This window comes from Sulfitobacter sp. M22, assembly GCF_021736025.1.
GTDB lineage: Bacteria > Pseudomonadota > Alphaproteobacteria > Rhodobacterales > Rhodobacteraceae > Sulfitobacter > Sulfitobacter litoralis.
Genome location: NZ_WMEC01000001.1, coordinates 1,309,200 through 1,334,378 on the forward strand (window position 1 = coordinate 1,309,200; position 25,179 = coordinate 1,334,378).

Below are 25,179 nucleotides of genomic sequence, written 5' to 3' on the forward strand. Positions count from 1 at the left end.
TTGCTGCCAGCCCCTGTTTAAAAGTCAACTTGATTGGGATCAGTTGCCGGTTGTTGTGCCGATTCCGGTCCCAGTGCCCTGGGTCGTCGTGCCGGGGGTCGCCGTGCCCTGGGTCGTCGGGCCGGGGGTCGTCGTCGCGCTTGTGCTTCGGCTGCCTTCGCCTGAATTGAAGTAGTTAAAGAACTCGCCGTCAGGTGACATAACCATGGTAGAGTTTTCACCCTGCAACGCCGTCTCGTAGGCGCTAAGCGAGCGGTAGAATTCAAAGAACTCTACATCCTTGGAATAGGCCTGCGCAAAGATCTTGTTTCGCTCGGCATCTGCTTCACCTTCGGTGATGCGGGCATCACGACGGGCTTCCGACAGGATTTCGGTATAGGTACGATCCGCAAGGGCGGTGACACGCAAAGCCGCCTCGCGACCACGCGCCCGTTCGTCAGTTGCTTCGCGGTCCCGCTCGGCAATCATACGCTGCAAAGTCGCATCAAAGTTCTGCTCGGGCAGATTGGTCTGGCGCAGACGCACGTCGACGACTGTGAGACCCAATGCCTTCGCACGTTGATCGCTGCGTACTTGGATCTGGTCCATGAGGGCAGAGCGCTCGGGCGACAGGATCGTATCAGACGTCACACCCTGTGAACCAAGCACCGCACGGATCTGACCGTCGAGGATACCGTTCAGCTGGATTTCAGCCTGACGCCCACCATCAACACCCAAAGCTTGGCGAAACTGACGAATGTCGGAGATCCGGTAAAGAACAAACGCGTCCACCTCAAGCCGGCGGTCATCAGCTGGGGTCACCTCGATCATCGGGGTTTCCAGCGTCATGATACGGTCTTCGTAACGCACAACTTCGTCAAGCAAGGGCAGCTTAAAGCCAAGGCCCGGCTCTTCGCGCACTTGTTTAATCTGGCCAAACCGCAGCACCAGCGCCTTTTCACGCTCGTCCACAATATAAACAGCTGACAGCAGGCCCACGAGCGCCACGGCGACGATGGGAACAATAAATTTTAGTTTGCTCATCAGTTTGACCCTCCAGCGTTGCCAGCATTGCGGCGCAACTCATTCAGCGACACATAAGGCACGATACCTTGTCCGCCGCCTTGTTCATTGTTCTCAAGGATAATCTTGTCGACATCCCCCAGAACCTTTTCCATCGTCTCAAGATGAAGCCGCTTGCGTGTTACTTCAGGCGCTGCGGTATATTCCTGCAAAACGGCTTCGAACCGGCTTGCTTCACCCACGGCGTCGTTGACAACGCGGGCACGGTAACCTTCTGCAGCTTCCAAAATCTGTGCCGATTCACCGCGTGCCTCGGCAGTGCGCCGGTTTGCATAGGCGTCCGCCTGACGTTCCACCCGATCGCGCTCCTGTGCGGCGGCCTGAACATCGCGGAAGGCATCAATCACGGTCTGCTGTGTCGTACGACCTTCGGCGTCCGTCATTGTTACCGTCTGGCTGGGCGGATCCACCTTGTTAAAGTTGACGCGGATGATGTTGATCCCGGTCTGACGGTTGTCCAGCGTCGTTTGAATCAACTCGCGCGCAGCGGCTTCAATGGCGGCACGGTCGCGGTTCAGGATCGGTGCCAACTCGGACTGGGCGATAATCTCGCGCATTGCGGACTCAGAAATCGCGCGCACGGCCGAATCCGGATCACGCAGCGAGAATTTGAAATCCTGCGCGCTTTTCACGTTCCAGACTACCTGAAAATCGATGTCGACGATGTTCTCGTCGGTCGTCAGCATCAGACCATCGTTGTCGTTCGAATTACGACCTGCACCGATGGTTTCGGCGCGGTTTGTGGTCACGTCAAATACTTCTGCTGTCACAAGCGGCCAAGGTGCAAAGTTCAAACCCTCGGTGCCTATACCCGAGAATTTACCCAAGAAAAGCTCGATCGACTGCTGCTCGGGGCGCACGGTATAAAAGCTAGCCATACCCCAGACGACGACAGCGGCCAGCACACCCAGACCGACTGTGCCACGGGTAAGTTTCGGGCCCGCACCGCCGCCGCTGCCGCCAGCTCCACCGGAATTCCGCGCGCCGCCTTTACCCCCCATGAGAACGCGCAGTTGTTCCTGCCCCTTCTTCATCAGATCATCGATTTCGGGGCGTTGGCCTTTATCACCGCCCGGTCCACGTCCGCCGCCACCGGTGGGTCGTTCACCGCCGGGCCGGTTCCGGTCACCGCCGTTGTTACCTCCGCCTGAGTTTCCACCGCCGCCCCAAGGACCGCCTGTATTTCCAGCCATTAATTCTTCCCTATTTATTGACCGCTTCAGCGGCCCTATCCCAACCGCCTAAGCGGTTTGATCATGTGCAAAGTCGGGCATAATCGCCCGGACTTCAAGCAGTGCGTGTCGGGCTGCGCATGGTGACCAGTTCTTCGGACATGGTCGGGTGCACGGCGCAGGTCGCGTCAAACTGCTCTTTCGTGAGCCCTGCCTTGACGGCAATGCCCACCAGCTGGATCAGCTCGCCTGCGTTTGGTGCGACGATGTGGCACCCCAGTACAACGCGTGTTTCCTTGCTCACAATGAGCTTCATCATCACACGTTTGTTCTTTTCGGCAAAGGCCGTTTGCATCGGCCGGAACGATGCCGAGTAAATCTCGACCGGTTCCTGCTCTGCGGCTTGCTCTTCGGTCATGCCAACAGTGCCGAATTCCGGCTGAGTAAACACGGCCGACGGGATCAGATCGTGGTCCACCGGCGTCGGGTTCCCGCCAAAGACGGTCTGCACAAAGGCCATCCCTTCGCGGATCGCGACAGGTGTCAGGTTCACGCGGTCGGTGACGTCGCCAATGGCGTAGATCGACGGCACGCCTGACTGGCTGTATTCATCGACTTCGATCTCTTGGCGGCGGCCAAGCGAAATGCCGACCTCTTCCAGCCCCATATCCTGGGTGTTCGGCGCGCGCCCTGTGGCGAACAGCACCATATCGAACACTTTCTCGGACCCGTTGGATGCCTTAACCCAAACCGGCCCCTGCGTGCCTTGGGGTGTGGCGCTGCTGTTCAACTCGTTCGACTGCTCAGCTGTGGCACCCATCGCCGCATCAGAGTTGCTGGGCATGGTGCCGGCTTCGTGTTGGGATTCCAATGCCATTTCGACGATATTGGTGCCACAATGGATATCGATACCCGCCTCAGTCATGGATTCAGCGATCAGCCCGCGGGCTTCGTCGTCAAAGCCGCGCAAAATCTGCGCCGCACGGTTGTACATCGTCACTTCGACGCCCAAACCGTTCAGAATACAGGCAAATTCACAGCCGATATAGCCGCCGCCGATGATCAAGATCGACTTGGGCAGGGTTTCAAGATGAAAGATATCATCCGACACAATGCCCAGCTGTGCGTTAGGAACCTCGGGACGGACGGGGCGGCCTCCGGTGGCCACCAAAATATGCTTGGCGGTGCGGGTTTCGCCGTTCGCCAGTTGCACCGTATGCGCATCCTTGATCGTGGCGCGCTGGTCGAAGGTATCAACGTCTGAATTGGCCAACAGCTTGCGATAGACGCCTTCAAGCCGGTCCAGCTCGGTGTTTAGACGGCCCTTGAACGCGTGCCAATCGAATGTCCCGGGCTTGATGTCCCAGCCAAAGCACTGTGCTTCGTCCACCAGTTCGGCATAGCCCGACGCAAACACCATCAGCTTTTTCGGCACACAGCCCCGGATTACGCACGTCCCGCCATAGCGGTCCTCTTCGGCGAGGGCGACTTTGGCCCCGTATTCACCCGCAGCAACACGCGCGGCGCGTACCCCGCCGGAACCGCCACCAATGACAAAAAGGTCGTAATCAAAATCGCTCATCTGGGCCGAGGCCTTTCTTTGTTAATCGCTCAGGTCGGAAAACAGATTATCTGTCTCGACGAACTCCATCTTATCGCGATCAACAGTGCCTTCGTTGATGTCGCGCACTTCGACGCGGCCATCGCCATAGCCGATCACCACAGCATCACAGATATCAATGAACAGCCCGTTTTCAACTACACCCGGCATCTGGTTCATCACCAAAGCCATCTGGCGGGCGTTGCCGATCCGCTTGAGGTGCAGGTCAAGGATGTAGTTTCCCTCATCCGTTATAAAGGGGATCTCGCCGTTCATCCGAAGCGTCGAATTGCGCCCCAGCACATCCATAGACACCAAAGTCTCTTCGACAAGCGCCTGTGTGGTCTGCCAGCCAAAGGGAATAACCTCTACCGGAAGGGGAAATGCACCCAGCGTTTCGACCTCTTTGCCGATGTCGGCAATCACGACCATTTGATCTGACGCGGTCGCCACGATCTTTTCTTGCAACAACGCACCGCCGCCGCCCTTGATCAGGTTCAGCTCGCCGTCGAATTCATCCGCGCCGTCGATGGTCAGGTCCAGCCACTTGGCTTCATCGAGGCTGATCACCTCGATCCCCACTTCGCGCGCCAGCTGTGCTGTGCGGGTGGAGGTGGGCACGCCTTTGATACGCAACCCGTCGTCGCGCACCATTTCGCCCAAACAGCGCACTAGCCACGCAGCGGTCGAGCCAGTGCCCAATCCGACGCGCATGCCGTCTTCTACAAATTGCGCAGCACGTTTGGCGGCGACAAATTTGGCCTTATCGATGGGTGACAATTCTCCGGTCATGGCAGCGACTCCTCGTTAATCGATGCCCTTATAGACGCAGCCGTCCGCACGCGCGACCCTCAAAACCGCGATATTGGTGGCAGTTGTGGCCCTCGTGCCCGCCAATGCGACCCGCGCAGGGGGTTTTATGCAGCGCTTATCACGATAGAGTACCGCAAACCGCGCAGATCGGTCGTTTTCAATCGCCCGCCTCCGGCGCAATGGGATACCACCGGCCTATGACCGACTACACTCTGCACTACGCCCCCGATAATGCCTCCCTGATCATCCGCCTCGCGCTTGAGGCGCAGCGCGTGCCCTATGACACCTGCCTGGTCGATCGCGCGGCGCAGGGGCAGTCCACCCCCGCCTATCGGGCGCTGAACCCGCACGGGCTGATCCCCGCGCTGCAGACACCGGCCGGGCCGATGTTTGAAACCGGCGCGATCCTGCTGTGGCTGGCGGACCGGCATAGGGGGCTGGCCCCTGCCGCGACGGATGCTACGCGGGCAGATTTCCTCAAGTGGTTGTTTTTCATTGCCAATACAGTGCACCCTGCCCTGCGTATGCTGTTTTACCCGGAAAAATACGTAGGCTCCGACGGTGCCGCCCAAGACGCGCTGCATGCAACCATAACCCAAGCGTTGCAGACCCACCTGCGTGCGCTTGAGGATCGGGCTGCTGCCGATACGCTGCCCCTCGCGCTTGCGTTTTACCTCGCTCCGCTGTTGCGCTGGTGCGCGCTGTATCCACAGAGCCGCGATCGCAGCTGGTTTGATCTGCGCGGCATGGCGCATCTGCACGCGCTTTGCGCTCGGGTTGAAGCACTGCCGTGCACCGCCGCCGCGCAAACCGCCGAAGGGTTGGGGCCCACGCCCTTTACTAAGCCCCGCCTTGCCACCCCACCCATAGGAAGTGCCACCTGATGTTTCTCTCTGTCTTCGATATGTTCAAAGTGGGCATCGGCCCGTCCTCATCCCATACAATGGGGCCCATGGTGGCAGCCGCGCGTTTTTTGGACCTGATGCGCGCCTCACCGTTCAAATTCGCAGGTCTGCGCGCGTCCCTGCATGGCAGCCTCGCCTTTACCGGCGTCGGTCACGCCACTGACCGCGCCACGATACTGGGCCTCGCGGGGTTCACGCCGCAAGACTATGACAATGACCGCGCCGAAAAGCTGCTGGCCGAGATCAACGAGACGCACCAGATCACGCTACCTGACCTTGGCACGCTGAAATTCGCTCCTAAGGTCGATATGATCTTTGACTACGACACCAAGCTGGACGGCCATGCCAATGGGATGATGCTGATGGCCACCGACGCCCAAGGCGACGTCAGCCTGCGCGAGACATATTATTCCATCGGCGGCGGCTTTGTGATGACCGAAAGTGAGCTCGCGTCGGGCAAGGACACGGACGAAGGCGCGCCGGTCCCCTTCCCGTTCAAATCCGCGGCGGAAATGCTGCAAATGTCGACGGCATCCGGCAAGAGCATCGCGCAGATGAAACGCGCAAACGAAGAATCCCGCGGCGGGGCAGAACACCTGCGCGACGGCACGAAACGTCTGTGGCAGGTGATGAACGATTGCATCAACCGTGGGCTCGAAACCGACGGCATCCTGCCCGGTGGGTTAAACGTCAAACGCCGCGCCAAGGCGATCCATGATGCGCTGGTCTCAGAGCGTGGCCAGAACCAGCGCGCCCCTCACACGATCAACGACTGGATGAGCGTCTACGCCATGGCGGTGAACGAGGAAAATGCCGCCGGTGGGCAAGTCGTCACTGCCCCCACCAACGGGGCGGCAGGTGTGATGCCCGCGACCTTACGCTATTATCTGGACCACGTGCCCGGCGCGTCGGAGGCACATATCGAGGACTTCTTGCTGACCGCCGCGGCGATTGGCGGGCTGGTCAAGTTCAACGCATCGATTTCGGGGGCCGAAGCAGGCTGCCAAGCCGAAGTCGGATCCGCCGCGGCGATGTCTGCCGCAGGGCTTTGTGCCGTGATGGGCGGGACGCCCGCGCAAATCGAAAACGCCGCTGAAATCGCGCTGGAACATCATCTGGGCATGACCTGCGACCCCGTGCGCGGTCTGGTGCAGGTGCCGTGCATCGAACGCAACGGGCTTGGCGCGATCAAGGCAGTGTCGGCGGCCTCGCTGGCGCTGCGTGGCGATGGCACCCATCTGGTACCGCTGGATGCCTGCATCGAAACCATGCGCCAGACCGGTGCGGATATGTCCGAGAAGTATAAGGAAACCTCGCTTGGCGGGCTGGCGGTGAACGTTCCCAACTGCTGATCTTACGCAGCGGCACACAGCCCTGCCCGCGCTTGACCCCACCGCGGAACTACAACAGTCTGACAGCCGTCAGGAAATTTGCGGGAGGGCAAGATGGAACTGAAACAGGCCATGCAGGAACGGCGCAGCATCAGGGGCTTCAAGAAAGAACCCGTGTCGCGTGCACTGCTTGAAGAGGTCGTCGCATTGGCCAACCGTGCGCCATCGTCGATGAACACACAGCCCTGGCATCTGCACGTCCTGACGGGTGACCCGCTGGAAAAAGTCCGCGAGGGGAACTCTACCCGTATGTTGCAAGGCGTGCCGCCCGTGCGTGAAATCAGCGACCACGGGGCCTATGCCGGTATCCACCGTGACCGGCAGGTCGGCATCGCGAAACAGCTTTTTGCCGCTATGGGGATTGAACGCGAAGACAAGGAACGCCGTCAGGATTGGGTCATGCGCGGTTTCCGCCAGTTTGATGCGCCCGTGTCCATCGTGGTGTGCTTTGACAAGTCGCTGGATGACAACGGCACCATCGCGCATTTTGATCTGGGCGCGGTGACCTATGGCCTTGTCCTTGCCGCCTGGAGCAAGGGACTGGGCTGCGTCATTAACGGTCAGGGTATCATGCAATCGCCCGTGGTCCGCGAACACGCGCAAATCCCCGACGATCAGGTGATCATGACCTGTGTCGCTATGGGCTGGCCCGACGAGGATTTTTCGGCCAACGCCGTCGTTTCTACCCGCCGTCCCGTCGAAGAGGTGACCCGCTTCGTCGGCTTCGACGACTGATATATCTGACTGTGTCGCACGGGGGAAGGTATCGCTGCCCTCCCTGTGCGACCATGCACACTTATGGTTCGCACAGCGACTATTGCCGCATGAACGCACGCCCCTTATCTAAGCTCCAGACCAGGATAAGGAGAGCCCCATGTCGATCCGCCCTACCCTAGAGACCCGCGCGGCCCAGCAAACGATGGAAGGCGCAGGCGTGAAGCTACACCGTGCTTTCGGGTTTCAGGACCCGTCCGAACTGGACCCCTTCCTGCTGTTCGACGATTTCCGCAACGAACGTCCGCAGGATTTCGAAAAAGGCTTCCCGTGGCACCCGCACCGCGGGATCGAAACAATCACCTATGTGCTGGAAGGCACGGTCGAGCACGGGGATTCCCTGGGCAACGTCGGCACGCTTGGTGCTGGTGATGTGCAGTGGATGACGGCGGGCTCCGGCATCCTCCATCAAGAGATGCCCAACGGAAACGCCAAGGGTCAAATGCACGGGTTTCAGCTGTGGGGTAATCTGCCCTCTGCGCAAAAGATGACTGCGCCGCGCTATCAGGACGTCACGGCCAAGGATATCCCCGTGGTCACCGATGACGATGGCACGACAGTACGCGTGATCACAGGCGAATTCTGGGGCAAAAAAGGCCCCGTGGACGGCATCGCCGCCGATCCGCAATATCTTGATATCACGGTCCCAGCCGGTGTGCGCAAAACCTTTCGCATCGACACCTACCGCCGCGCCTTTGCCTATGTTTTTCAGGGGGCCGCCGCTTTTGCCGATGCCTCTGCCCCGTCAGGGGTCTTGCTAGAGAAAGAGGTCGGCGGCGAAGAGGTGAACATCCGCGATCTCAGTGGCGACCGCACCCTGATCCGTTTTGGCACAGGTGACGAGGTCACGATGCAGGCAGGACCGGAAGGCGTACGTTTTTTGCTGATCTCGGGTGCACCGATTGACGAACCCGTCGCGTGGCACGGTCCGATCGTGATGAACACGCAAGAGGAACTGCGTCAGGCGATGCGCGATTTGAACAACGGGACATTCATCAAACCCGCACACTAAATATTACTTTAAGTTAAAGGGGTGTGGGCCGGCTCGGCCCTACCCCGCCATGACGGATTTTCGCACCATATCCCAATATTGCGCGATCACCTCGTCCAGCGACAACCGTCCGCCTGCGCGGAACCACGTGTTCACCCCTGTTAGCATCGCAATCACCGCCAACGTGGCAATCTTGGTATCTGCGATGGCGAAATCTCCGGCGGCGGCCCCATCGCGCAATATCGCCTCAAGCCGGTCCTCATACTGACGGCGCAGGGTTTCAACAGTGGTAAAATTCTCGGGCGTCAGGTTGCGCAACTCCATATAGGAAATGAACACCTCGTCCGGGCGATCCGCGTGGAACCGGATGTGGAAATCAACGAAATGCCGCAGGCGTTCAAGCGCGGTCGGGGCAGCGTCACTGGTGCAGGCCTCAAGCAGGTCGTTCATGTGATCTTGCAGCAGCGTGAACAGCAGCGTTTGCTTGTCCGGCGTATAGTTATAGAGCGCCCCTGCCTGTACCCCCACCTCGGTCGCGAGTGCGCGCATGGATACGGCTGCAAAGCCGTGCCGCGCAAACAGCCGCAGCGCAGCCGCGCGGATTTTTGGCCGAGTGATGTCAGAATGTGATCCGGTTGTACGCCCCATGGGGCAAAGGTTAATTGAACACATGTACAAAGGCAAACCCCTGCTTGCGCGATTTCTGTCGCTGGTGCATGACTGGGAAATGAAGAACCGTATTCTCTTATCATTCTGCCTTGCCGCGCTGGTCCTGCCCGCGGCGTGCACCCAGTTTCCCGCGCTCGACAGCCGTGCCACGCCCGAACTTCTCGCCGCAGATTACCCCGCGTTGGTGCCAATTGATCCGCTGCTGGCCAAGGCAGAGGGCGGACAGGTCAACATCCCGCAGATCGAAAACGGTCTGACCTCTCGGGTCGAACGGTTACAGGCGCGTGCTGCACAGTTGCGTGGATCGGTCCTGTCGGGGCCTGAAAAGCAGCGTTTGTCCCAAGGTTTACAGTAAAGCAGATGCAATGTCGCGTTGCGTGCGCGGCGGGAAAAGGATACATCGCGGCGAACCCCGTTAAACGCCGCAGCCCGCTGCCGCGCACCACCAAAAGGATTGCACCATGTCACAACCGCTTCGTCTTGGGATTGCCGGATTGGGCACCGTTGGGGTTGGCGTGGTGCGGATCATCCGCAAGCAGGCCGCACTGATCGAAGCGCGCACAGGCCGCCCTATCACCATCACCGCCGTCTCTGCACGCAGCCGCGACAAGGATCGTGGTGTGTCCCTGTCCGGCTACGCTTGGGAAGACGATCCGGTCGCGCTGGCGAAACGCGATGACGTCGATGTGTTTGTCGAACTGATGGGCGGCGACGAAGGTCCCGCCAAGGACGCCACCGAGGCCGCACTGGCCTCGGGCAAAGATGTGGTCACCGCGAACAAGGCATTGCTGGCCATCCACGGTCAGGCGCTGGCCGAACAGGCCGAAGCTGCCGGCTGCCTGATCCGCTATGAGGCCGCCGTCGCAGGGGGCATCCCGGTGATCAAGGCGTTGACGGAAAGCCTTGCCGGAAACGAGATCACCCGCGTCATGGGCGTGATGAACGGCACCTGCAACTATATCCTGACCCGCATGGAAGAAACCGGCAACGGCTACAACTCCCTGTTCGAAGAGGCCGAGGCGCTTGGCTACCTTGAGGCGGACCCGAACCTTGATGTGGGCGGCATTGACGCCGCGCACAAGCTGGCGATCCTGTCGTCCATCGCTTTTGGCACACAGGTGGATTTCGACGGGATCGAGATCGAAGGCATCCAGCGCGTCAGCATCGACGACATTCTGGCTGCCGCCAATATGGGCTACAAGATCAAGCTTTTGGGCGTCGCACAAATGACCGGCCGCGGGCTGGAACAACGCATGCAGCCCTGTCTTGTGCCTGACAGCTCTCCGCTGGGGCAACTGGCGGGCGGAACCAATATGATCGTGCTGGAAGGCGACGCAATTGGGCAGATCGTCCTGCGCGGCCCCGGTGCCGGCGAAGGCCCCACGGCCAGTGCCGTAATGTCAGATATCTGCGATATCGCGCGCGGCTGGCATGGTCCAGTCTTTGGCCAGAAGGCGACGACGCTCGCCTCGGCCACTGCGGCGCTGTCGCAGCGTCCTGCCGCGTTTTATTTGCGCATGGGCCTACTGGACAAACCCGGTGCCTTGGCCAAGGTCGCCACCGTTCTAGGCGAGGCCGGCATCAGCATCGACCGCATGCGCCAGACCGAACATCGCAGCGATCAGGCCCCGGTGCTGATCGTTACGCATAAATGCAGCCGTACCGCGCTGGACGAGGCGCTGGACGCGATGGCGCATACCGGTGTGCTGGCAAGCGACCCTGTGGCGCTGCGTATCGAGGATCTTTAACACCGAAGCAGGCGAGGTTTGGGCCCCGATCTGCGGAGTATGCGCAGGACAGGCCGGATGCCTTCGGCGAGGATTTTTGACCATTTGGAAGTGAGGGATGCATGAGCTTTCTAGGTGTTGATGCGTCTTTGACAGGGCGTCGCTGGGTCGGCCCCGGTGTCGAGGTGGAACGCGCCACGCAAGTTCTGGTGCAGCAGACCAGCCTGCCGCTGGCCCTATGTCAGGTATTGGCGCGGCGCGGCGTGGCGGCCGAAGAGGCCGAGGCCTTCCTCGCCCCCTCCTTACGCGACCTGCTGCCTGACCCGCGATCCCTGCGCGATATGGAAAAGGCCGCGACCCGTTTTCTGGCTGCGGTCAAAGCGCGTCAGCGGATTGCCGTTTTTGCGGATTATGATGTGGATGGCGGTAGCTCTGCCGCGCTGCTGCTGGTCTGGCTGCGCGAGATGGGCTGCGCCGCGACGCTGTATGTGCCGGACCGGATCGACGAAGGCTACGGCCCAAATGACGCGGCGATGGCGGAACTGGCGGCGGCGCATGATCTGATTGTCTGCGTCGATTGCGGCACCCTGTCTCATGGGCCCGTGGCCGCTGCCGTCGGGGCGGATGTGGTTATTCTGGATCACCACCTTGGCGCAGAAACCCTGCCCGACGCTTTGGCCGTTGTGAACCCGAACCGACAGGATGAAGATGGCACGTTGGCACATCTATGTGCGGCGGCGGTCGTATTCTTGATGCTGGTCGAGGCAGGGCGTCAGCTGCGTGAAGCGGGTGCACGCGGGCCCGACCTGATGGCGATGCTGGATCTGGTGGGGCTGGCCACGGTGGCGGATGTGGCTCCGTTGATCGGCGTCAACCGCGCTTTTGTGCGTCAGGGACTGCGCGTTATGGCGCGGCGCGACCGGGTCGGTCTTGCGGCCCTCGCCGATGTGGCACGCATGGATACGGCCCCCGCGGCCTATCACCTTGGGTTTTTGCTGGGCCCCCGAATCAACGCAGGTGGTCGCATTGGTCAGGCCGATCTCGGTGCGCGATTGCTGGCCTGCGATGACCCGCACGAGGCACAATCCCTTGCTGAAAAGCTCGACCTGTTGAACACCGAGCGGCGCGATGTAGAGACCGCCGTACGCGCCGCTGCGCTCGATCAGGCGGAAACACGCGGGTATGACGCGCCGCTGGTTTGGGCGTCGGGCGCGGGCTGGCACCCCGGCGTGGTGGGCATTGTTGCGTCCCGTCTGAAAGAGGCGTCAAACCGTCCGTCGGTTGTGATCGGGTTCGAGAATGGCATCGGGAAAGGATCCGGGCGCTCTATCTCGGGGATCGACCTGGGTGCCCCGATCCAGCGGCTGGCAGCCGAGGGCCTGCTGATCAAGGGTGGCGGACACAAAATGGCCGCAGGCCTGACCGTGGCCGAGGACAAGCTCGACGAAGCGATGGCGCGGCTGTCGGAACTGCTTGCCAAACAGGGCGCGCATCTGGCGGGCGCAGCAGACCTGAAGCTTGACGGTATGCTGATGCCCGCCGCTGCCACAGTTGAATTGGCACAGCAGGTGGAACAGGCAGGTCCGTTTGGCGCCGGTGCCCCTGCCCCGCGATATGTGTTTGCAGATATGCAGATCCGCTTTGCGAAACGGGTGGGTGAAAGCCATCTCAAGATCAGCTTTGGCGACGGCAACAATACCAAAATGGACGCGATCGCCTTTGGCGCCTTTGACGGACCGCTTGGTCCGGCGCTGGAAAACCACGGCGGCGCGCGGTTCCATCTGGCGGGGCGTCTGGACATCAACACATGGCGGGGGCGACAGTCGGTGCAGCTGCGTCTGGAAGACGCAGCCCCTGCATAAAAAATTTTCACTTTCTTTCGATTTTTGCTTGCGTGCCTGCCCCGCTTTCCTTAGAGAAACGCTCACAAGCTAAGTGGCCCGTTCGTCTATCGGTTAGGACGTCAGGTTTTCAACCTGAAAAGAGGGGTTCGACTCCCCTACGGGCTGCCACATCTCTCCTCAAAGCCTTTATTCATTGGCATCTGATACTTCAGGTGTCCCACGGTTTTCGTGGCGTGGGACACTTCGCTCTTGGCGAGCTCTCTCAACCCTGTCGAAGCCAGACTCCACCAATCGGGCGCGGTCAACTCCCTGGACATAGGGTGCCGACGATTTGAAGTCCGAGTGAGACAGGCGAGCGGCAATCTCATAGACATTGGCACCCGATAGGGCCATCTCGTGTCCAGTAGCTTTTCGAACTCCGTGTTGAGAGCGCGTGGCCCTCTTTTCAGTCCTTTTTTCACCTGTCTTGTTATCTACCACTTCAATACTTTTGTAGAATCCTGCTTGCACAACCCACTTTGAAATCTTGTTTCCCAATGAATTTTTCGAAGCGAACGGACGACCGTATTCAGTGAGCAAAAAAGCGTCCTCATGCACACCGAGCTCCAGTTCCTCAGCAAGTTCTTTCATTAGAGGCACCTCCACATACTTAGAGCCCTTCTTTTTTGGCTGCCAACCCAAAAAAAGGCACGTCCTTGCTTGAGCTTGATGCTCTCCGGTCCAATATCGAAAGTGTCTCCGATGCGGCCTGCCATATTCTTGGTCAAATAAAACCAGCGCCGCGCCATGGTGCCACTTCCATGTGTTTCCAAGAATTTTTTCTCTTCTTCTTCTGTCCACGCTATTGCGCCACCACGCCCCTTATGTGGGCTTGAAACTACGAAAACTTCCGACTTCTCTGGGAACCCACGAGATTCACCCCAGCGATAAGCGGCCTTCATGGCTTTAAGACACGTTTCCGCAGCACCTGTGTGCGAACCAAAAGATTCGAGGATGTGAACGAATGCTTCTCTGGGGAAGTCCGCATTGAGCTCCCCCATGCGCCGCCCGCGCATTTTCACATTGGCTGCCTGTCGAAGTCCACGCTGCCGACCGGTCCTTGTGTCTTCATTCAGAACCCCAGCCGTTACCATGTCTACCATCGCTGCGTTAAAACGCTCACACTGTTCATCAAAGGTGCCACGCGCAACCTTAGCGGGAATTTGAGCCTCCAGCTTAATTCCAAGCCTCGCAGCCTCGTAGTGATCCTTAAAAGCTGGATTACTCGGGCCCACGGGTATTGTGATACGCCGAGATTTATCGCCTTCTACACGAACTCGCCAACGGGGATTTCCCGCAGGTGTAAATTCCTCCAGAAGACCCGGGTATTCTGTCCAAACTCTCATCGTAGGTCCTCAAATCTTTCTGGCTCGTCCGAAAACGCCTCTTCGCTTGGAATTTTCGTATCGATTGCATCTGAGACAGATATTTCGATCCGGAAAGAACCGTCTCCGTGAACATGAAGAGCACCGGGTATGAGCCCTGCGGTAATCACGGCACTGATGGCATTTGATAGAGAAGCTTGAGATGGACGTGCGGCTGGCATTGTGTTTCCTCATTTTCGAGGATGTGCGTCGGATTTTCGCATTTCGGGGACATCTGTGTTTATGGTTCGATATCTCTCGAATTCCGGTAGATAATTAAAAATAATCATTATAAATCATTGACTTGAATTAAATTCACCGTATTGATAAAAACTCAAAACTGAGAGCGCAGCTGATCAACTACGACTTCCTCTGCACCCTTTTTCGAATTATCTCGAGCGCTCCTTTGGAGATCCGCCTGTCGCGGCGTAATCAACATCGACAAAAGCCTTTGTCGAGACAGATTGCATATCAAACGCGTGCAGGCCGTGAGCAGCAGTTGGGGTGAAAGGTCGGCACGCGCTGGCTGGTGGCTGCCCAAGGCAACCTCTGGGCATCTCAGCCCTCAAGATGACGGCGCTGAACCTCAGCGCCGTCCTGCGTCATCCCTGAAGAAGATCGTCCATCAACCGCTCGGCCTGGACCGTATCGATTACTTCGGTGACCGCCTCGTAGAGCCCAATAAGATGCCCGACAGCGACCGCCAAAGAATGTGTGCGCGTATCGAAATGGCGCTGATGATGCCCACCATGCACGTTGTGTTCATCCGCGATCCACGTCGTCTGAACATCTTTTTCGATTTCAACTCTCATGAAATCAATGAGTATCTCCAAATCATGGAGGAATGGCTCCGTGAACCGCCCCGGGTTTACCGGAGGGCAAAACTTTCGGAGAATTGCCCATTATGGAACAGTCACACAACAAGAAGACCTCGAAGCCGTATTCACCTGAGTTCCGCGAACGTGCGGTGCGGTTGGCGATGGAACACCGCGATGAGTATCGTAGCGAAGCTGCTTTATTCACAGCGATCGCAAGCAAATTGGGCTGTTCGCCAGACAGTCTTCGCGTTTGGGTCCGGCAGGCTCAGCGTGATGGCGGCGAACGGCCTGGCCAAACCAGTGCCGAGAAAGCGCGGATCAAGGAGTTGGAGCGCGAGGTGCGCGAACTCCGGCAGGCCAATGAGATCCTGGAAGAAAGCATCAGCGTATTTTGCCCAGGCGGAGCTCGACCGCCCGTTTCGCAAGTGACTGCTTTCATTGAAGAACATCGCGGTGAGTTCGGGGTCGAGCCGATGTGCAAAATGCTGCAAATCGCCCAGTCCACCTATTATGAACGGCGCTCCATCGCGCGTGATCCTGATCGGGCTTCAGCCCGGGCGAAGTCTGACGCTGATCTGTGCATCAAGATCAATGCGGCCTGGGAAGAGAACCGCAAGCTCTATGGTGTGCGGAAGATCTGGCATGTCTTACTGCGCGATAATCAGGAGATCGCACGATGCACGGTGGAGCGGTTGATGCGCAATTTGGGCATCAAGGGCGTAGTTCGGGGTAAAAAGGTTGTCACGACTAATCCGGACACCTCCCAGCCGTGCCCTGACGACAAGGTAAACCGCTTGTTCAAAGCAGATCGGCCTAACCAGCTCTGGGTCTCTGACTTCACATACGTCCCGACGTGGTCGGGAACGGTCTATGTCGCTTTCGTCATCGATGTCTTTGCGCGCCGGATCGTTGGCTGGCGCGTATCGACCTCAATGGCGACGCAGTTCGTTCTCGACGCTTTGGATCAAGCAATCTGGCAAAGAAAAACACTTGATAACAATACCTTGGTTCACCACTCAGACCGTGGATCGCAATATCTCTCGATCAAGTATACCGAGCGCCTTGTCGAATTCGGTATTGATCCATCGGTTGGAACAGTCGGCGATTCCTATGATAATGCCCTCGCTGAATGCGTCATTGGCCTGTTCAAAACAGAGGTCATCAACCAGATCGGTCCATGGAAATCGAGGCGCGAAGTCGAATGGGAAGCGCTGAAATGGGTCGATTGGTATAACAACCGTCGGCTATTCGGTCCCATCGGATACATCACACCCGCAGAAGCAGAGGAGGTATTCTATGCAAATCTAAACACACTCGATAAAGTAGCCTGACGTTGAACAAAGCACCCTCCGGTAAAATCGGGGCGGTTCATTCATTCTCAATTTCCTCGATCATCTGGAGAATGATCGCAAGAACGGTGCGCGCAGCCGCAACGCTCGTTGGGCGGCGCTACGATCTTTCCTGAAGTATGCTGCACACTACGACCTGACAGCGATCGCAGTGATCCAGCAAGCATTGGCTATACCTATGAAGCGGTTTGACAAGCCGGTACTGGGGTATCTATCGCGACCAGAGATGCAAGCGATCCTCGAGGCCCCTGATCCGCAAACCTGGGCAGGTCAGCGGGACCGGGCGCTCTTCAGTCTAATGTATAACACTGGCGCGCGCGTGTCGGAGGCCATAGGCCTGCGGGTCCGCGATGTCGTCATCGACCAGACAATGGTAGCACACCTTCACGGCAAGGGGCGAAAGGAACGAAGCGTGCCGCTCTGGCGTCCAACCGCATCGCTGATCCGTGGCTGGAAGCGCAGGCTGGAGAGTGCTGCCGATGATGGGTTCCTATTCCCAAACCGGAGCGGAGAAAAGATGGCGCGTTCGAATGTTACGCAGCGCCTCAAGCTTGCCGTTGCAATTGCCGCTGAACGTCACCCGCAACTCGCGCAACGTTCGATATCACCGCATACGATCCGCCATACCACGGCGATGCATCTTTTGCAGTCTGGGGTCGACATCACCGTCATCGCGCTCTGGCTGGGTCACGAAAGCTCAGCCACAACGCATATGTACCTCCAGGCCGACCTATCAATGAAGGAGCGCACCCTTGAGCGCCTGCAACCCATCGGCGCGCGCCCCGGTCGGTATCGGCCTCCGGATCAGTTGATGCAATTCCTTCAGAGCCTTTAACTTATGCGCAGTTCGTCGCACTGGAAATCGCCACTGCGGCGGCACTTGAGCGCACTTTCCTCGGCGAACTGCACATAATCATCGGGGGGGGGGGCATAATTGCGGTTCAGAGCGATGGGACGGATCGTGCGTTCCACTGCGTTACTGTCCATTTCGATGCGGCCGTCAGTCAGAAACAGGCACAGTCCATCCCAGTATTTTGCGATGTATTTGAGAGCTTCGCCCAAAGGGGCTTTGGCAGACAGCCGCGCGCGATTGGTCGTAAGCCAGGCTTCAAACGCGGCGATTAATGGCGCTGACCGGTCTTGCCTTGCCGCCAGTCGCGCCTCGGAGGTCAGGCCTCGGATATCCTTTTCGATCCGGTAGAGTGCAGCGATCTGTTTCAACCCGTCTTCGGCGATTGGGGCGGTGCCAGATTGTGCAACTTCGTGCAGTTTGCGGCGTGCGTGGGCCCAACAGTAGGCCAGCGCAACCCTATCATCGACACGTTTGAGCAGGCGATTGTATCCTGCATACCCGTCCACTTGGAGGATGCCGGAGAAGCTTTTCAAAATGTCATCCGCATATTGGCCAGAACGCCCTGGCGCATAGGTGAAGGCGACGCCCGGTGGGGCTGCACCGCCCCAAGGTCGATCATCGCGGGCCAGTGCCCAGAAGTAGCCAGTTTTGGTTTTGCGTCTACCCGGGTCGAGCACTGGTGCTCTTGTTTCATCCATGAAGAGTTTGGTTGAGCATTTGAGGTCAGCCATTAACGCATCGAAGACAGGGCGTAGCTCATAGGCCGCTTTGCCAACCCATCCCGCGAGGGTGGAGCGATCCAGATCGATCCCTTGGCGGCTGTAAATCTGTGCCTGGCGATACAGTGGCAGGTGATCCGCATATTTGCTGACAAGAACATGCGCCACCGTTGCCTCTGTCGGCATGCCGCCTGGGATCAGGCGCGCTGGTGCAGGCGCTTGCACCACACCATTGGTGCAGGATCGGCAAGCATACTTTGGGCGGCGGGTGACGATCACACGGAACTGGGCGGGGATGATGTCGAGGCGCTCAGACGTGTCCTCACCAATTACATGGCGCTCACCACCGCAGCCGCAGGTCATATTATCGGGCGCAATTACCTCTTCAATGCGGGGCAGATGCTTTGGCAGTGACCCACGATTGGTGTTGCGCGGTTTTGCCGAGCGCGATGCAGGCGGATCAAGCGCTTCGTCTTCAGCATGAACCATAGCCATCGAGGTTTCAATGTCTTCAAGTGACAGCTCAAATTGCTCGGGATCGGCCTTCTCAGACTTTGCGCCAAACAGCGCACGTTTGAAGTCAGATACCAGTTTCTCCAACTGATCAATACGAGAGAGTGTCCGATCTTCTGTGTAATTGCGATCTGGTCCATGCTTCCTGAGAGGAGCAAGGACGATGACCATATCCAAGGAACTGCTGGACGAACTACTGAAGGGCTGCGAGCGGCCTGAAGACCTGCTTGGCGATGCCGGTCTAATGAAAGAGCTCAAGATCAAGCTGATGGAGCGAATGCTCGGTGCTGAGTTGACGTCACATTTGGGCTATGAAGACGGCAAGGATGCCCCGCCTGATCAGACCAACCGTCGCAACGGGTCATCCGCCAAGAGATTGAAGGGGCAAGACGGCGAACTGCCTATCGCTGTGCCACGGGACCGGGACGGTAGCTTCGAACCTGAACTGGTGAAGAAGGGTCAGACCCGCATTGATGGGATGGATGACAAGATCATTGGCCTCTACGCAGCCGGTCTGACGGTCCGCGATATCCGTGCTCATCTTGAGGACGTCTATGGCCTGCAAGTTTCGCCAGACTTGATCAGCCGCGTGACCGATGCGGTGCTGGATGAGGTTCGGGAATGGCAGTCCCGGGCGCTGGACCGGATGTATCCCATCGTCATTTTTGACGCTCTACGGGTCAAAATCCGTGACGCCGATAGCCGCATGGTCAAGAACAAAGCCGTCTACGTGGCCCTTGGCGTCAGCAAGGATGGCGTGCGCGAGGTTCTCGGTCTTTGGATCGCTGACAACGAGGGCGCCAAATTTTGGCTCTCCGTGATGACAGAGCTTAAGAACCGTGGGCTGCAAGACATCCTGATTGCGGTCGTAGACGGTCTCAAGGGCTTCCCTGATGCCATCACAGCAGCCTTTCCGGACGCGACCGTGCAAACGTGCATTGTCCATCTCGTGCGCCACTCGTTGAACTTCTGTGCCTGGAAAGATCGCAAGGAAGTGGCCGCTGATCTACGGCGGATTTACAGCGCCCCTACAGCCGATCAAGCTGGTTTGGAGTTGGATGCCTTCGAGGAAAAATGGGCTGGAAAATATGCCTCCATCGCACCGGCCTGGCGCAGGGCTTGGCAGGAAGTGATCCCGTTCTTTGCTTTTGATCCCGCCATCCGAAAGATCATCTACACCACCAACGCAATTGAAAGCTTGAACCGTGTAATCCGCAAATCGATTAAGACGCGGGGATCGTTCCCGACCGAAGGCGCAGCCACGAAGCTGATCTACTTGGCGATCCGCAAGTTTGAGAAAGGCGGCCGAAATGTTCGAGAATGGTTTGCGGCCCGCAATCATTTCGCCATAATGTTTGAGGATCGCTTAAATGCGTGACTGTATCTAAAACCCGCATGGGCCAGACCAGATACACAAAGTTCATGACACTCCCCAATACGATCCTGCTTGCGCAGATTGCGATCCTCTGAGGCGACAAGCAACGCCTTCAGGGCCTCAACATCATTAGGGAGATCAACTGGTTTTGACATGGGGAATGACTACCATTTCCTGCAGCTCAACACCTCTGCAAAAGACAGCCTGATTCACTCTGCCGCAGTCGGCGGACGCACTGATAAAGCCCTTACTTTGCGCCAGTCTAAACCCGAGAACAGTGCTTCAAACTGGGCATGGTTTAGCGACATCAGACCATCTTTGATAGCGGGCCACGTGAAGGTTTGTTCCTCCAATCTTTTTGTAAGCCATGACCAAACCAGTGCCGTCCCAATACAGCAACTTCAGCCGATCTGCCCGCTTTGAGCGGAACACAAAAACTATCCCGGTGAACGGGTCCTTGCGCAACTCGTTTTTGACAAGCGCTGCCAGCCCATCATGACCCTTGCGGAAGTCCACCGGCTTGGTCGCGACAACGATCCTCACTCGGTTTGATGGGAACATCATGAGAGCGCATTCAAGGCGCGGGCAATCTCGGCAATGCGCGCCGCCGATGTGCCTGCATCCAATCGCACAGTGACACTCCCACAAATCAGATCCAACGGCGACGGCGGCTCAGGGTCAGGTGTCGCCTCAACATCTTCGCGCACAACCAACGCTGCAAAGCTTGGTTCCTCGGTCACAGCGGGCAGAACCAGTTTGCCCTCGCGCGCCATGCGTCGCCATTCCGATAAATGATTGGCCCGCATGTCATACCGCCGTGCCACAGCGCCAACTGTCGCACCTTCCACCAACGTCTCGGCCACGATCTGTGCCTTCACCGCATCCGGCCAACGGCGGTGACCACGCGGCCCCACCACCATATCAATGTTACTGAGAAACTCCGTTGAGCGCTCCATGGAGAAACTCCCTGACAATACATCCATCATGGCTGAATCTCAGATCGGGGACTCACAAGGAAGGTGGGGTGGGCGCACCGCTTACCGAAGACGCGACAAGCCATGCGGTCAATTCTTTCAATTGGGTTCGGCGGTACGTTGAACTCTTCGCTGCAAAACGCATCGACTCCAGTTCAGACCGTCAACCGAGGAAAGGCTCACGGTCATCTCTTAAAACACGACTGTCAATGAGTGAGAGAATGAAACTCAGGGCGCGAAGCAAAGTGATCAACTATTACTCCGTTGTTGATGGCCCGTTCGTTTTCCAATCATAGGTATTAGTCTTGAAAGAGGTACATTGGACTGGACCACACCTGATTTCCGTCTTCAAGTGTCACACACACCCAAATCGGCGTATCTCCTACCTCAGCCACCTTCACATCTTGCGTCAAAACCACCTCACTGGGAAGGGGCACATTTGGCAAACGCGTCACTTCCAGCTTTCGGTGAAGACCGCCTGCATCCATTGTTTGAGTGTCAAATCCGATATCGGAAAGGGCAAGATCCAGATTGCCATGATTAGTGGCAATCTCCAGGTCTGCACCATCAGCCAGATTAGTCAGACGTAGGTCAAATCCCATCATGTTACCGGTGGTTACGCCATCCCAAACAACTGCGGTGGATCCTGTCTGTTGCATCTTCATCTCGGGATTCAACTTGTTTACCGGCTCCAGCGCATCGATGCGCGCGCCAGTAAGGGTAGCGCGTCCATGCCAAGCTGTATTGCGCCCGCGTCCGCGATATTCGGCGCCCGACCACATCACACGAATACGGTCGCCCAACTCGTCAGCGCTATATGTAGTTTCACGATGCAAAACTTTGGTCCCATCGCGTAGTTCGACACTTACGATCCCAACTGGCGCCCGGACTGAGATAGAAATCTTCGCTGTATCCCCGTTGGTCCTAACGATATCACCTATCATACAATCGGTAACCTGTTCGGTTTTCGTATCTGGCATAGCATCTGGGTTGCGGTGAAACAGCGTACCCCCGTCAGGTAGATTTGCGGAAATGTTCAAATAGACCCGCGGTCCTGTTGTGCCGTAGGTGTGCCGCCGACGGATAGCTTCAAAGATTGCCGGACGGGTGTTTTCAGCAGTGACAAAACAAGTCAGCCCACCATACGCTCCAAATACAGAGGCACCAGGGTAACTGGCACCAGGGCGCCCTTTGTGACCGTCACTGTTGCAAACAACGCCAACCCGGCGGCGAAGCGGGAAACCGTCAGTGAGAATCCACTCAAAACTCCCCCAAGCCGAGTGCATCTCAACGGCAGCCTCAAGCGAAGCGTCGTGATCATAGAAAATATTTGCATAACGCCCACCGACATGGGCGTACATCACTGTTTCTGTCGGTTCTTCGTGCAGCTTTGAATACAATTCAGTCAATGTATGCGCATCCGTTTCAGCATCTGCACGATCCTGTACCAAAGCATGCGAGCAACGATGAATTGTCGCACCCTCATTCATGAAAAATACGTTATGATCGCCACCGACTGCCGTGTTCCCTGACCATTCATAGCCCGGAAGAACTGTAAACCGCCCTGGTTCATTCACCTTTGCAGTCAAATCATTCAGGTGTGCCCAGAACGTAGCGTTGATCTGGAAGTCATTTGCCTGATGGCTCGTCACATCAAGAAACGACTTATTTCTGGCAAAATCAAAGTAATGCTCAACCGTGTTGGTTCCTACTGTTTCCCCCGTTTGGCCGTGGAGATCACCCCAGAAGTGCGCCACATCGCCTTGTGCGATTTCCAGCGGGCCTGCGACTATTTCTTGCCCATCAACATCACTCATCGTGATCTTTAACGTGCCTTCATGTGAGCAGCGCAGCCCCTCAATCGTCATAGCGCCGTTTTCAGGTGCAAAGTCGATATGGCTTGGCAATCCGTCCACAGGCATACTTGCACTGACTGCAAAACGAGTTGCCCCTTGCGAGGTTGGGTTGCCCCAAATGTCCTCAGCCTTCAGGCCCAAATGGAATACCTCGTTAGGGCGACGTAGGGTAGGAAGTGCGGCGCGGTAGCGATCCAGCGGTCCAGCAATTACAGAAACGTAGAGCGGATCAGCGTCCAGCGGAATGTAAACACCAGTTGCCTGCACGTCTGCCATCACGCGGAAAACACGCCCTGAATCGAAGAACGTTGGCATCAGTAGGCCAGAGGAACCCCCAGCTGTGTCGCCAAAGATTATCTCGATCTGCTCCCCGGGTTTCAGATAGCCACCTCGTTGATACACCGTCAGTGTTTCATTCCAAGGACGCTGCCCGCCAGCACGGTCGTATTTCAGCTCCAGCCGCCCATCGCCATTGCTGCGCGCGGATACATAATTTGGAGCAGTCGGGTCTGTCGTCTGAAGAAATCCTGCGTCAGAAATAAAACGGAACGCGATACGGATGCCTCCTGTATCGTCGATCCCCAATTTTCCGGTCGTGTACGTGAGTCGGAAGGTCTGCCAAGTGCGAACTTCGGCGTTCTTGGGGCCATGCAACTCAGCCGAACCATATAAGCTTTGATCATCACTCGGAATGGTGGCTGAAACAGCCTCTCCGATCAAATCCTGACGGACTGGTTTCAGGATATTTGTCATGGCAGACCTCCAAATCTATGAATTCCCCAAGACCTTCCATATCTATGCAGTTTTAGCAACATTTTTTACTTGCCCAAATCCATTACCATAAAAATGTGAATTTTTTAGGCAAAAAGTCTAATAAATATTAGCCCTACAGGTAAATTGAGGCGTTTCAAAAAATTCTTCTTGCTTAGTAATAACTACATAGTAACGTCAATTCATCAAAGAGAGGATAAAAAATGTTTAAGAAACTTCTGACCTTCGCCTCAGCAGGCTTACTGGCTGCAACCGTAGTTCAGGCGCAGGAATATCCGACCAAACCAATCACACTTGTCATCCCGTTCGCAGCGGGAGGATCGACCGAGACAATGGCTCGCGTATTCTCAAAATCGTTCGCTACTGAATTGGGCCAGCCTGTCGTTGTCCGCGTCCGACCTGGCGCCGGAGGTGCGATTGGCGCTACTGAAGTGGCCAAAAGCGAAGCTGATGGCTACACGATTATCTTCACATCTTCGTCGTCTCTAATGTGGCCACCGCTCACCCAAGATGTTGAGTATGACTTCGATAGTTTCGACTACGTCGCAAAAATCAGTGATTACCAGCAGGCTATTGTTGCTAAAGCGGATGCTCCTTTTGATACGATGGAAGAACTTATCGCTTACTCTAAAGACAATTCATTGAGCTATGGCGACCAAAGCACGCTATCGCGGGCGTTCACGGACTTCATGGCAGCGCAAGAAGGCATTCAGTGGAATGGTATCCCCACAAAGGGTGGTGGGGAAATGGTGCCCTTCCTATTGGGCGGCAAGATCGACTTTGCGTGGTCTGGTGGCGTGCATGGCCGTTACGGAGACACGATCAAGGTATTGCTCTCGATGAACTCCAGTCGCCTCGCTGCAAGCCCGGATGTACCATCCATTCAGGAATTGTACGGTATCTCCATGCCAAGCCAAGCTATTTTGGCAGTTCCTGCTGGTACGCCCGCAGACCGTATCGCCGTCTTGTCTGAAAAAGCCGAAGCCGCGATGGCGAACACTGAATTCCAAAATTTGATGACGGAAAAACTGCTTTTCCCGCTTAGCTTTCAAGGCGCGGATGAGGTTACCGACGATCTGAACGCCGCGAATGAAGGCCTGAAAAAGGTGGTTGCAGACCAGTGACCGATTCCAACGAAAATGACCGGGGCGCTCGTGGGCGCCTCGACTTCCAATCCGGGTCGGCACTGACAATAGCAAGCTTAGTTGCGATCTTCTGGCTAATTCCGCGTTATGTGCCCGGCGAAGCGGTACGTGGCGAAATTGCGCCGTCCACCTTTCCTTACCTCACCGCGTTTGTAGTTCTGATTTGTTCATTAACGCTCATGATCACCAACTGGCGTAACTTCCGTTCGACAGATATGAGCGGCGGCTCGCGGCTTTTGGCAGAACTTGCTGGGTGGGTTGCCATAGCAGGCATTACGCTGCTTGCATTCGACCGTTTGGGCTTCATTGCATCGGGCACATTTGCAGTCCTCTGCGCTATGACCGTGACGCGCTACCGACAGCACCTTTGGTTACTGGCTTTAATCGCATTTGGCCTGCCTTTCTTGTTGAAAGTCTCTGTCTGGCAGATCTTCTCAATCCAACTCCCGTAAGGA

At 57.2% G+C, this 25,179-nt stretch carries 24 protein-coding genes, 1 tRNA gene, 1 pseudogene and 1 other annotated feature; of the genes and pseudogenes, 13 read left to right on the top strand and 13 right to left on the bottom strand.

All coding sequences use genetic code 11. The features are described 5' to 3' along the window. Positions 1-39 precede the first annotated feature (39 nt). From hflC to rpiA, 4 genes are all read right to left on the bottom strand, one after another. On the bottom strand, positions 40-1,023 hold the full coding sequence (gene hflC / locus GLP52_RS06560; RefSeq protein ID WP_093733697.1) for a protease modulator HflC: 984 nt from the start codon (positions 1,021-1,023) through the stop codon (positions 40-42). Then, a complete protein-coding gene (gene hflK, locus GLP52_RS06565; RefSeq protein ID WP_093733696.1) occupies positions 1,023-2,255 on the bottom strand; it encodes an FtsH protease activity modulator HflK in 1,233 nt (410 codons plus the stop codon). The genes hflC and hflK overlap by 1 nt, the downstream gene beginning before the upstream one ends. Before the next feature lie 94 nt (positions 2,256-2,349). Beyond that, positions 2,350-3,816 (bottom strand): FAD-dependent oxidoreductase, encoded by a 1,467-nt coding sequence (locus GLP52_RS06570; protein WP_237271889.1) that lies wholly within the window; start codon positions 3,814-3,816, stop codon positions 2,350-2,352. A gap of 21 nt (positions 3,817-3,837) precedes the next feature. Further along, positions 3,838-4,626, bottom strand: coding sequence for a ribose-5-phosphate isomerase RpiA (gene rpiA, locus GLP52_RS06575; protein WP_237271890.1), 789 nt, complete (start codon positions 4,624-4,626; stop codon positions 3,838-3,840). A gap of 218 nt (positions 4,627-4,844) precedes the next feature. On the opposite strand from rpiA, the gene GLP52_RS06580 reads away from it, so the two are divergent. From GLP52_RS06580 to GLP52_RS06595, 4 genes are all read left to right on the top strand, one after another. Further along, the gene (locus GLP52_RS06580) at positions 4,845-5,531 is read left to right on the top strand and encodes a glutathione S-transferase family protein (RefSeq protein ID WP_237271891.1); all 687 of its coding nucleotides are present in this window, start codon (positions 4,845-4,847) and stop codon (positions 5,529-5,531) included. Beyond that, positions 5,531-6,904 carry an L-serine ammonia-lyase gene (locus GLP52_RS06585; RefSeq protein ID WP_237271892.1) on the top strand — a complete coding sequence of 458 codons (1,374 nt, stop codon included), beginning with the start codon at positions 5,531-5,533 and terminating at the stop codon, positions 6,902-6,904. Before GLP52_RS06580 ends, GLP52_RS06585 begins: the two co-directional genes overlap by 1 nt. 93 nt (positions 6,905-6,997) lie before the next feature. Further along, positions 6,998-7,678, top strand: coding sequence for a nitroreductase (locus tag GLP52_RS06590; RefSeq protein WP_237271893.1), 681 nt, complete (start codon positions 6,998-7,000; stop codon positions 7,676-7,678). Positions 7,679-7,817: 139 nt separating this feature from the next. Then, on the top strand, positions 7,818-8,729 hold the full coding sequence (locus GLP52_RS06595; protein WP_237271894.1) for a pirin family protein: 912 nt from the start codon (positions 7,818-7,820) through the stop codon (positions 8,727-8,729). 39 nt (positions 8,730-8,768) lie between these two features. Here the strand turns inward: GLP52_RS06595 and GLP52_RS06600 are convergent, their stop codons facing one another. Further along, positions 8,769-9,356, bottom strand: coding sequence for a TetR/AcrR family transcriptional regulator (locus tag GLP52_RS06600; RefSeq protein ID WP_237271895.1), 588 nt, complete (start codon positions 9,354-9,356; stop codon positions 8,769-8,771). Positions 9,357-9,378: 22 nt separating this feature from the next. Between GLP52_RS06600 and GLP52_RS06605 the strand changes: the two genes are divergently transcribed. The 4 genes from GLP52_RS06605 (at position 9,379) to GLP52_RS06620 (ending at position 13,116) form a co-directional block, all read left to right on the top strand. Then, positions 9,379-9,732 carry a hypothetical protein gene (locus tag GLP52_RS06605; protein WP_237271896.1) on the top strand — a complete coding sequence of 118 codons (354 nt, stop codon included), beginning with the start codon at positions 9,379-9,381 and terminating at the stop codon, positions 9,730-9,732. Between the two features lie 106 nt (positions 9,733-9,838). After that, complete coding sequence (locus GLP52_RS06610; RefSeq protein ID WP_093733688.1) at positions 9,839-11,125, top strand: homoserine dehydrogenase; 1,287 nt, start codon at positions 9,839-9,841, stop codon at positions 11,123-11,125. A gap of 101 nt (positions 11,126-11,226) precedes the next feature. Further along, positions 11,227-12,966, top strand: coding sequence for a single-stranded-DNA-specific exonuclease RecJ (recJ, locus tag GLP52_RS06615; protein ID WP_237271897.1), 1,740 nt, complete (start codon positions 11,227-11,229; stop codon positions 12,964-12,966). A gap of 75 nt (positions 12,967-13,041) precedes the next feature. Continuing rightward, positions 13,042-13,116, top strand: a tRNA-Glu gene (locus GLP52_RS06620). 18 nt (positions 13,117-13,134) lie between these two features. Here GLP52_RS06620 and GLP52_RS06625 read toward each other — a convergent pair. The 3 genes from GLP52_RS06625 to GLP52_RS06635 all read right to left on the bottom strand — a co-directional run bounded on the left by GLP52_RS06625 (position 13,135) and on the right by GLP52_RS06635 (position 15,163). Continuing rightward, positions 13,135-13,578, bottom strand: a complete 444-nt coding sequence (locus GLP52_RS06625) for a hypothetical protein (protein WP_093733686.1) — start codon at positions 13,576-13,578, stop codon at positions 13,135-13,137. Further along, positions 13,578-14,333: a hypothetical protein gene (locus tag GLP52_RS06630; protein ID WP_093733685.1), complete on the bottom strand. Its 756-nt coding sequence runs from the start codon at positions 14,331-14,333 to the stop codon at positions 13,578-13,580. The genes GLP52_RS06625 and GLP52_RS06630 overlap by 1 nt, the downstream gene beginning before the upstream one ends. A gap of 620 nt (positions 14,334-14,953) precedes the next feature. Beyond that, on the bottom strand, positions 14,954-15,163 hold the full coding sequence (locus tag GLP52_RS06635) for a hypothetical protein (RefSeq protein WP_237271898.1): 210 nt from the start codon (positions 15,161-15,163) through the stop codon (positions 14,954-14,956). A 92-nt stretch (positions 15,164-15,255) separates the two neighbouring features. Here GLP52_RS06635 and GLP52_RS06640 point away from each other — a divergent pair, with 92 nt between their 5' ends. After that, positions 15,256-16,500, top strand: coding sequence for an IS3 family transposase (locus GLP52_RS06640; RefSeq protein WP_237273455.1), 1,245 nt, complete (start codon positions 15,256-15,258; stop codon positions 16,498-16,500). Beyond that, positions 15,553-15,669 (top strand) — a sequence feature (AL1L pseudoknot). (Overlaps the previous gene by 117 nt.) Before the next feature lie 196 nt (positions 16,501-16,696). Continuing rightward, positions 16,697-17,353 (top strand): tyrosine-type recombinase/integrase, encoded by a 657-nt coding sequence (locus GLP52_RS06645; RefSeq protein ID WP_237271899.1) that lies wholly within the window; start codon positions 16,697-16,699, stop codon positions 17,351-17,353. A 92-nt stretch (positions 17,354-17,445) separates the two neighbouring features. On the opposite strand, the pseudogene tnpC reads toward GLP52_RS06645, so the two are convergent. Further along, positions 17,446-18,774: pseudogene (gene tnpC / locus GLP52_RS06650) on the bottom strand (IS66 family transposase); the annotation flags it as partial. Here tnpC and GLP52_RS06655 point away from each other — a divergent pair. After that, positions 18,767-19,981, top strand: coding sequence for an IS256 family transposase (locus tag GLP52_RS06655; RefSeq protein WP_237271900.1), 1,215 nt, complete (start codon positions 18,767-18,769; stop codon positions 19,979-19,981). The pseudogene tnpC and the gene GLP52_RS06655 sit on opposite strands and share 8 nt — an antisense overlap. Before the next feature lie 206 nt (positions 19,982-20,187). Here the strand turns inward: GLP52_RS06655 and GLP52_RS19655 are convergent, their stop codons facing one another. The 4 genes from GLP52_RS19655 to GLP52_RS06670 form a co-directional block, all read right to left on the bottom strand. Beyond that, positions 20,188-20,286, bottom strand: coding sequence for a hypothetical protein (locus GLP52_RS19655; protein ID WP_443069442.1), 99 nt, complete (start codon positions 20,284-20,286; stop codon positions 20,188-20,190). Then, the gene (gene tnpB / locus GLP52_RS06660) at positions 20,261-20,542 is read right to left on the bottom strand and encodes an IS66 family insertion sequence element accessory protein TnpB (protein ID WP_237271234.1); all 282 of its coding nucleotides are present in this window, start codon (positions 20,540-20,542) and stop codon (positions 20,261-20,263) included. Before tnpB ends, GLP52_RS19655 begins: the two co-directional genes overlap by 26 nt. Then, a complete protein-coding gene (locus tag GLP52_RS06665; RefSeq protein WP_237271901.1) occupies positions 20,539-20,934 on the bottom strand; it encodes a transposase in 396 nt (131 codons plus the stop codon). The genes tnpB and GLP52_RS06665 overlap by 4 nt, the downstream gene beginning before the upstream one ends. A gap of 317 nt (positions 20,935-21,251) precedes the next feature. Beyond that, a complete protein-coding gene (locus GLP52_RS06670) occupies positions 21,252-23,561 on the bottom strand; it encodes a DUF3604 domain-containing protein (protein ID WP_237271902.1) in 2,310 nt (769 codons plus the stop codon). Positions 23,562-23,782: 221 nt separating this feature from the next. Between GLP52_RS06670 and GLP52_RS06675 the strand changes: the two genes are divergently transcribed. Beyond that, the gene (locus GLP52_RS06675) at positions 23,783-24,703 is read left to right on the top strand and encodes a tripartite tricarboxylate transporter substrate binding protein (RefSeq protein WP_237271903.1); all 921 of its coding nucleotides are present in this window, start codon (positions 23,783-23,785) and stop codon (positions 24,701-24,703) included. Continuing rightward, positions 24,700-25,176 carry a tripartite tricarboxylate transporter TctB family protein gene (locus GLP52_RS06680; RefSeq protein ID WP_237271904.1) on the top strand — a complete coding sequence of 159 codons (477 nt, stop codon included), beginning with the start codon at positions 24,700-24,702 and terminating at the stop codon, positions 25,174-25,176. Before GLP52_RS06675 ends, GLP52_RS06680 begins: the two co-directional genes overlap by 4 nt. Positions 25,177-25,179: the final 3 nt, after the last annotated feature.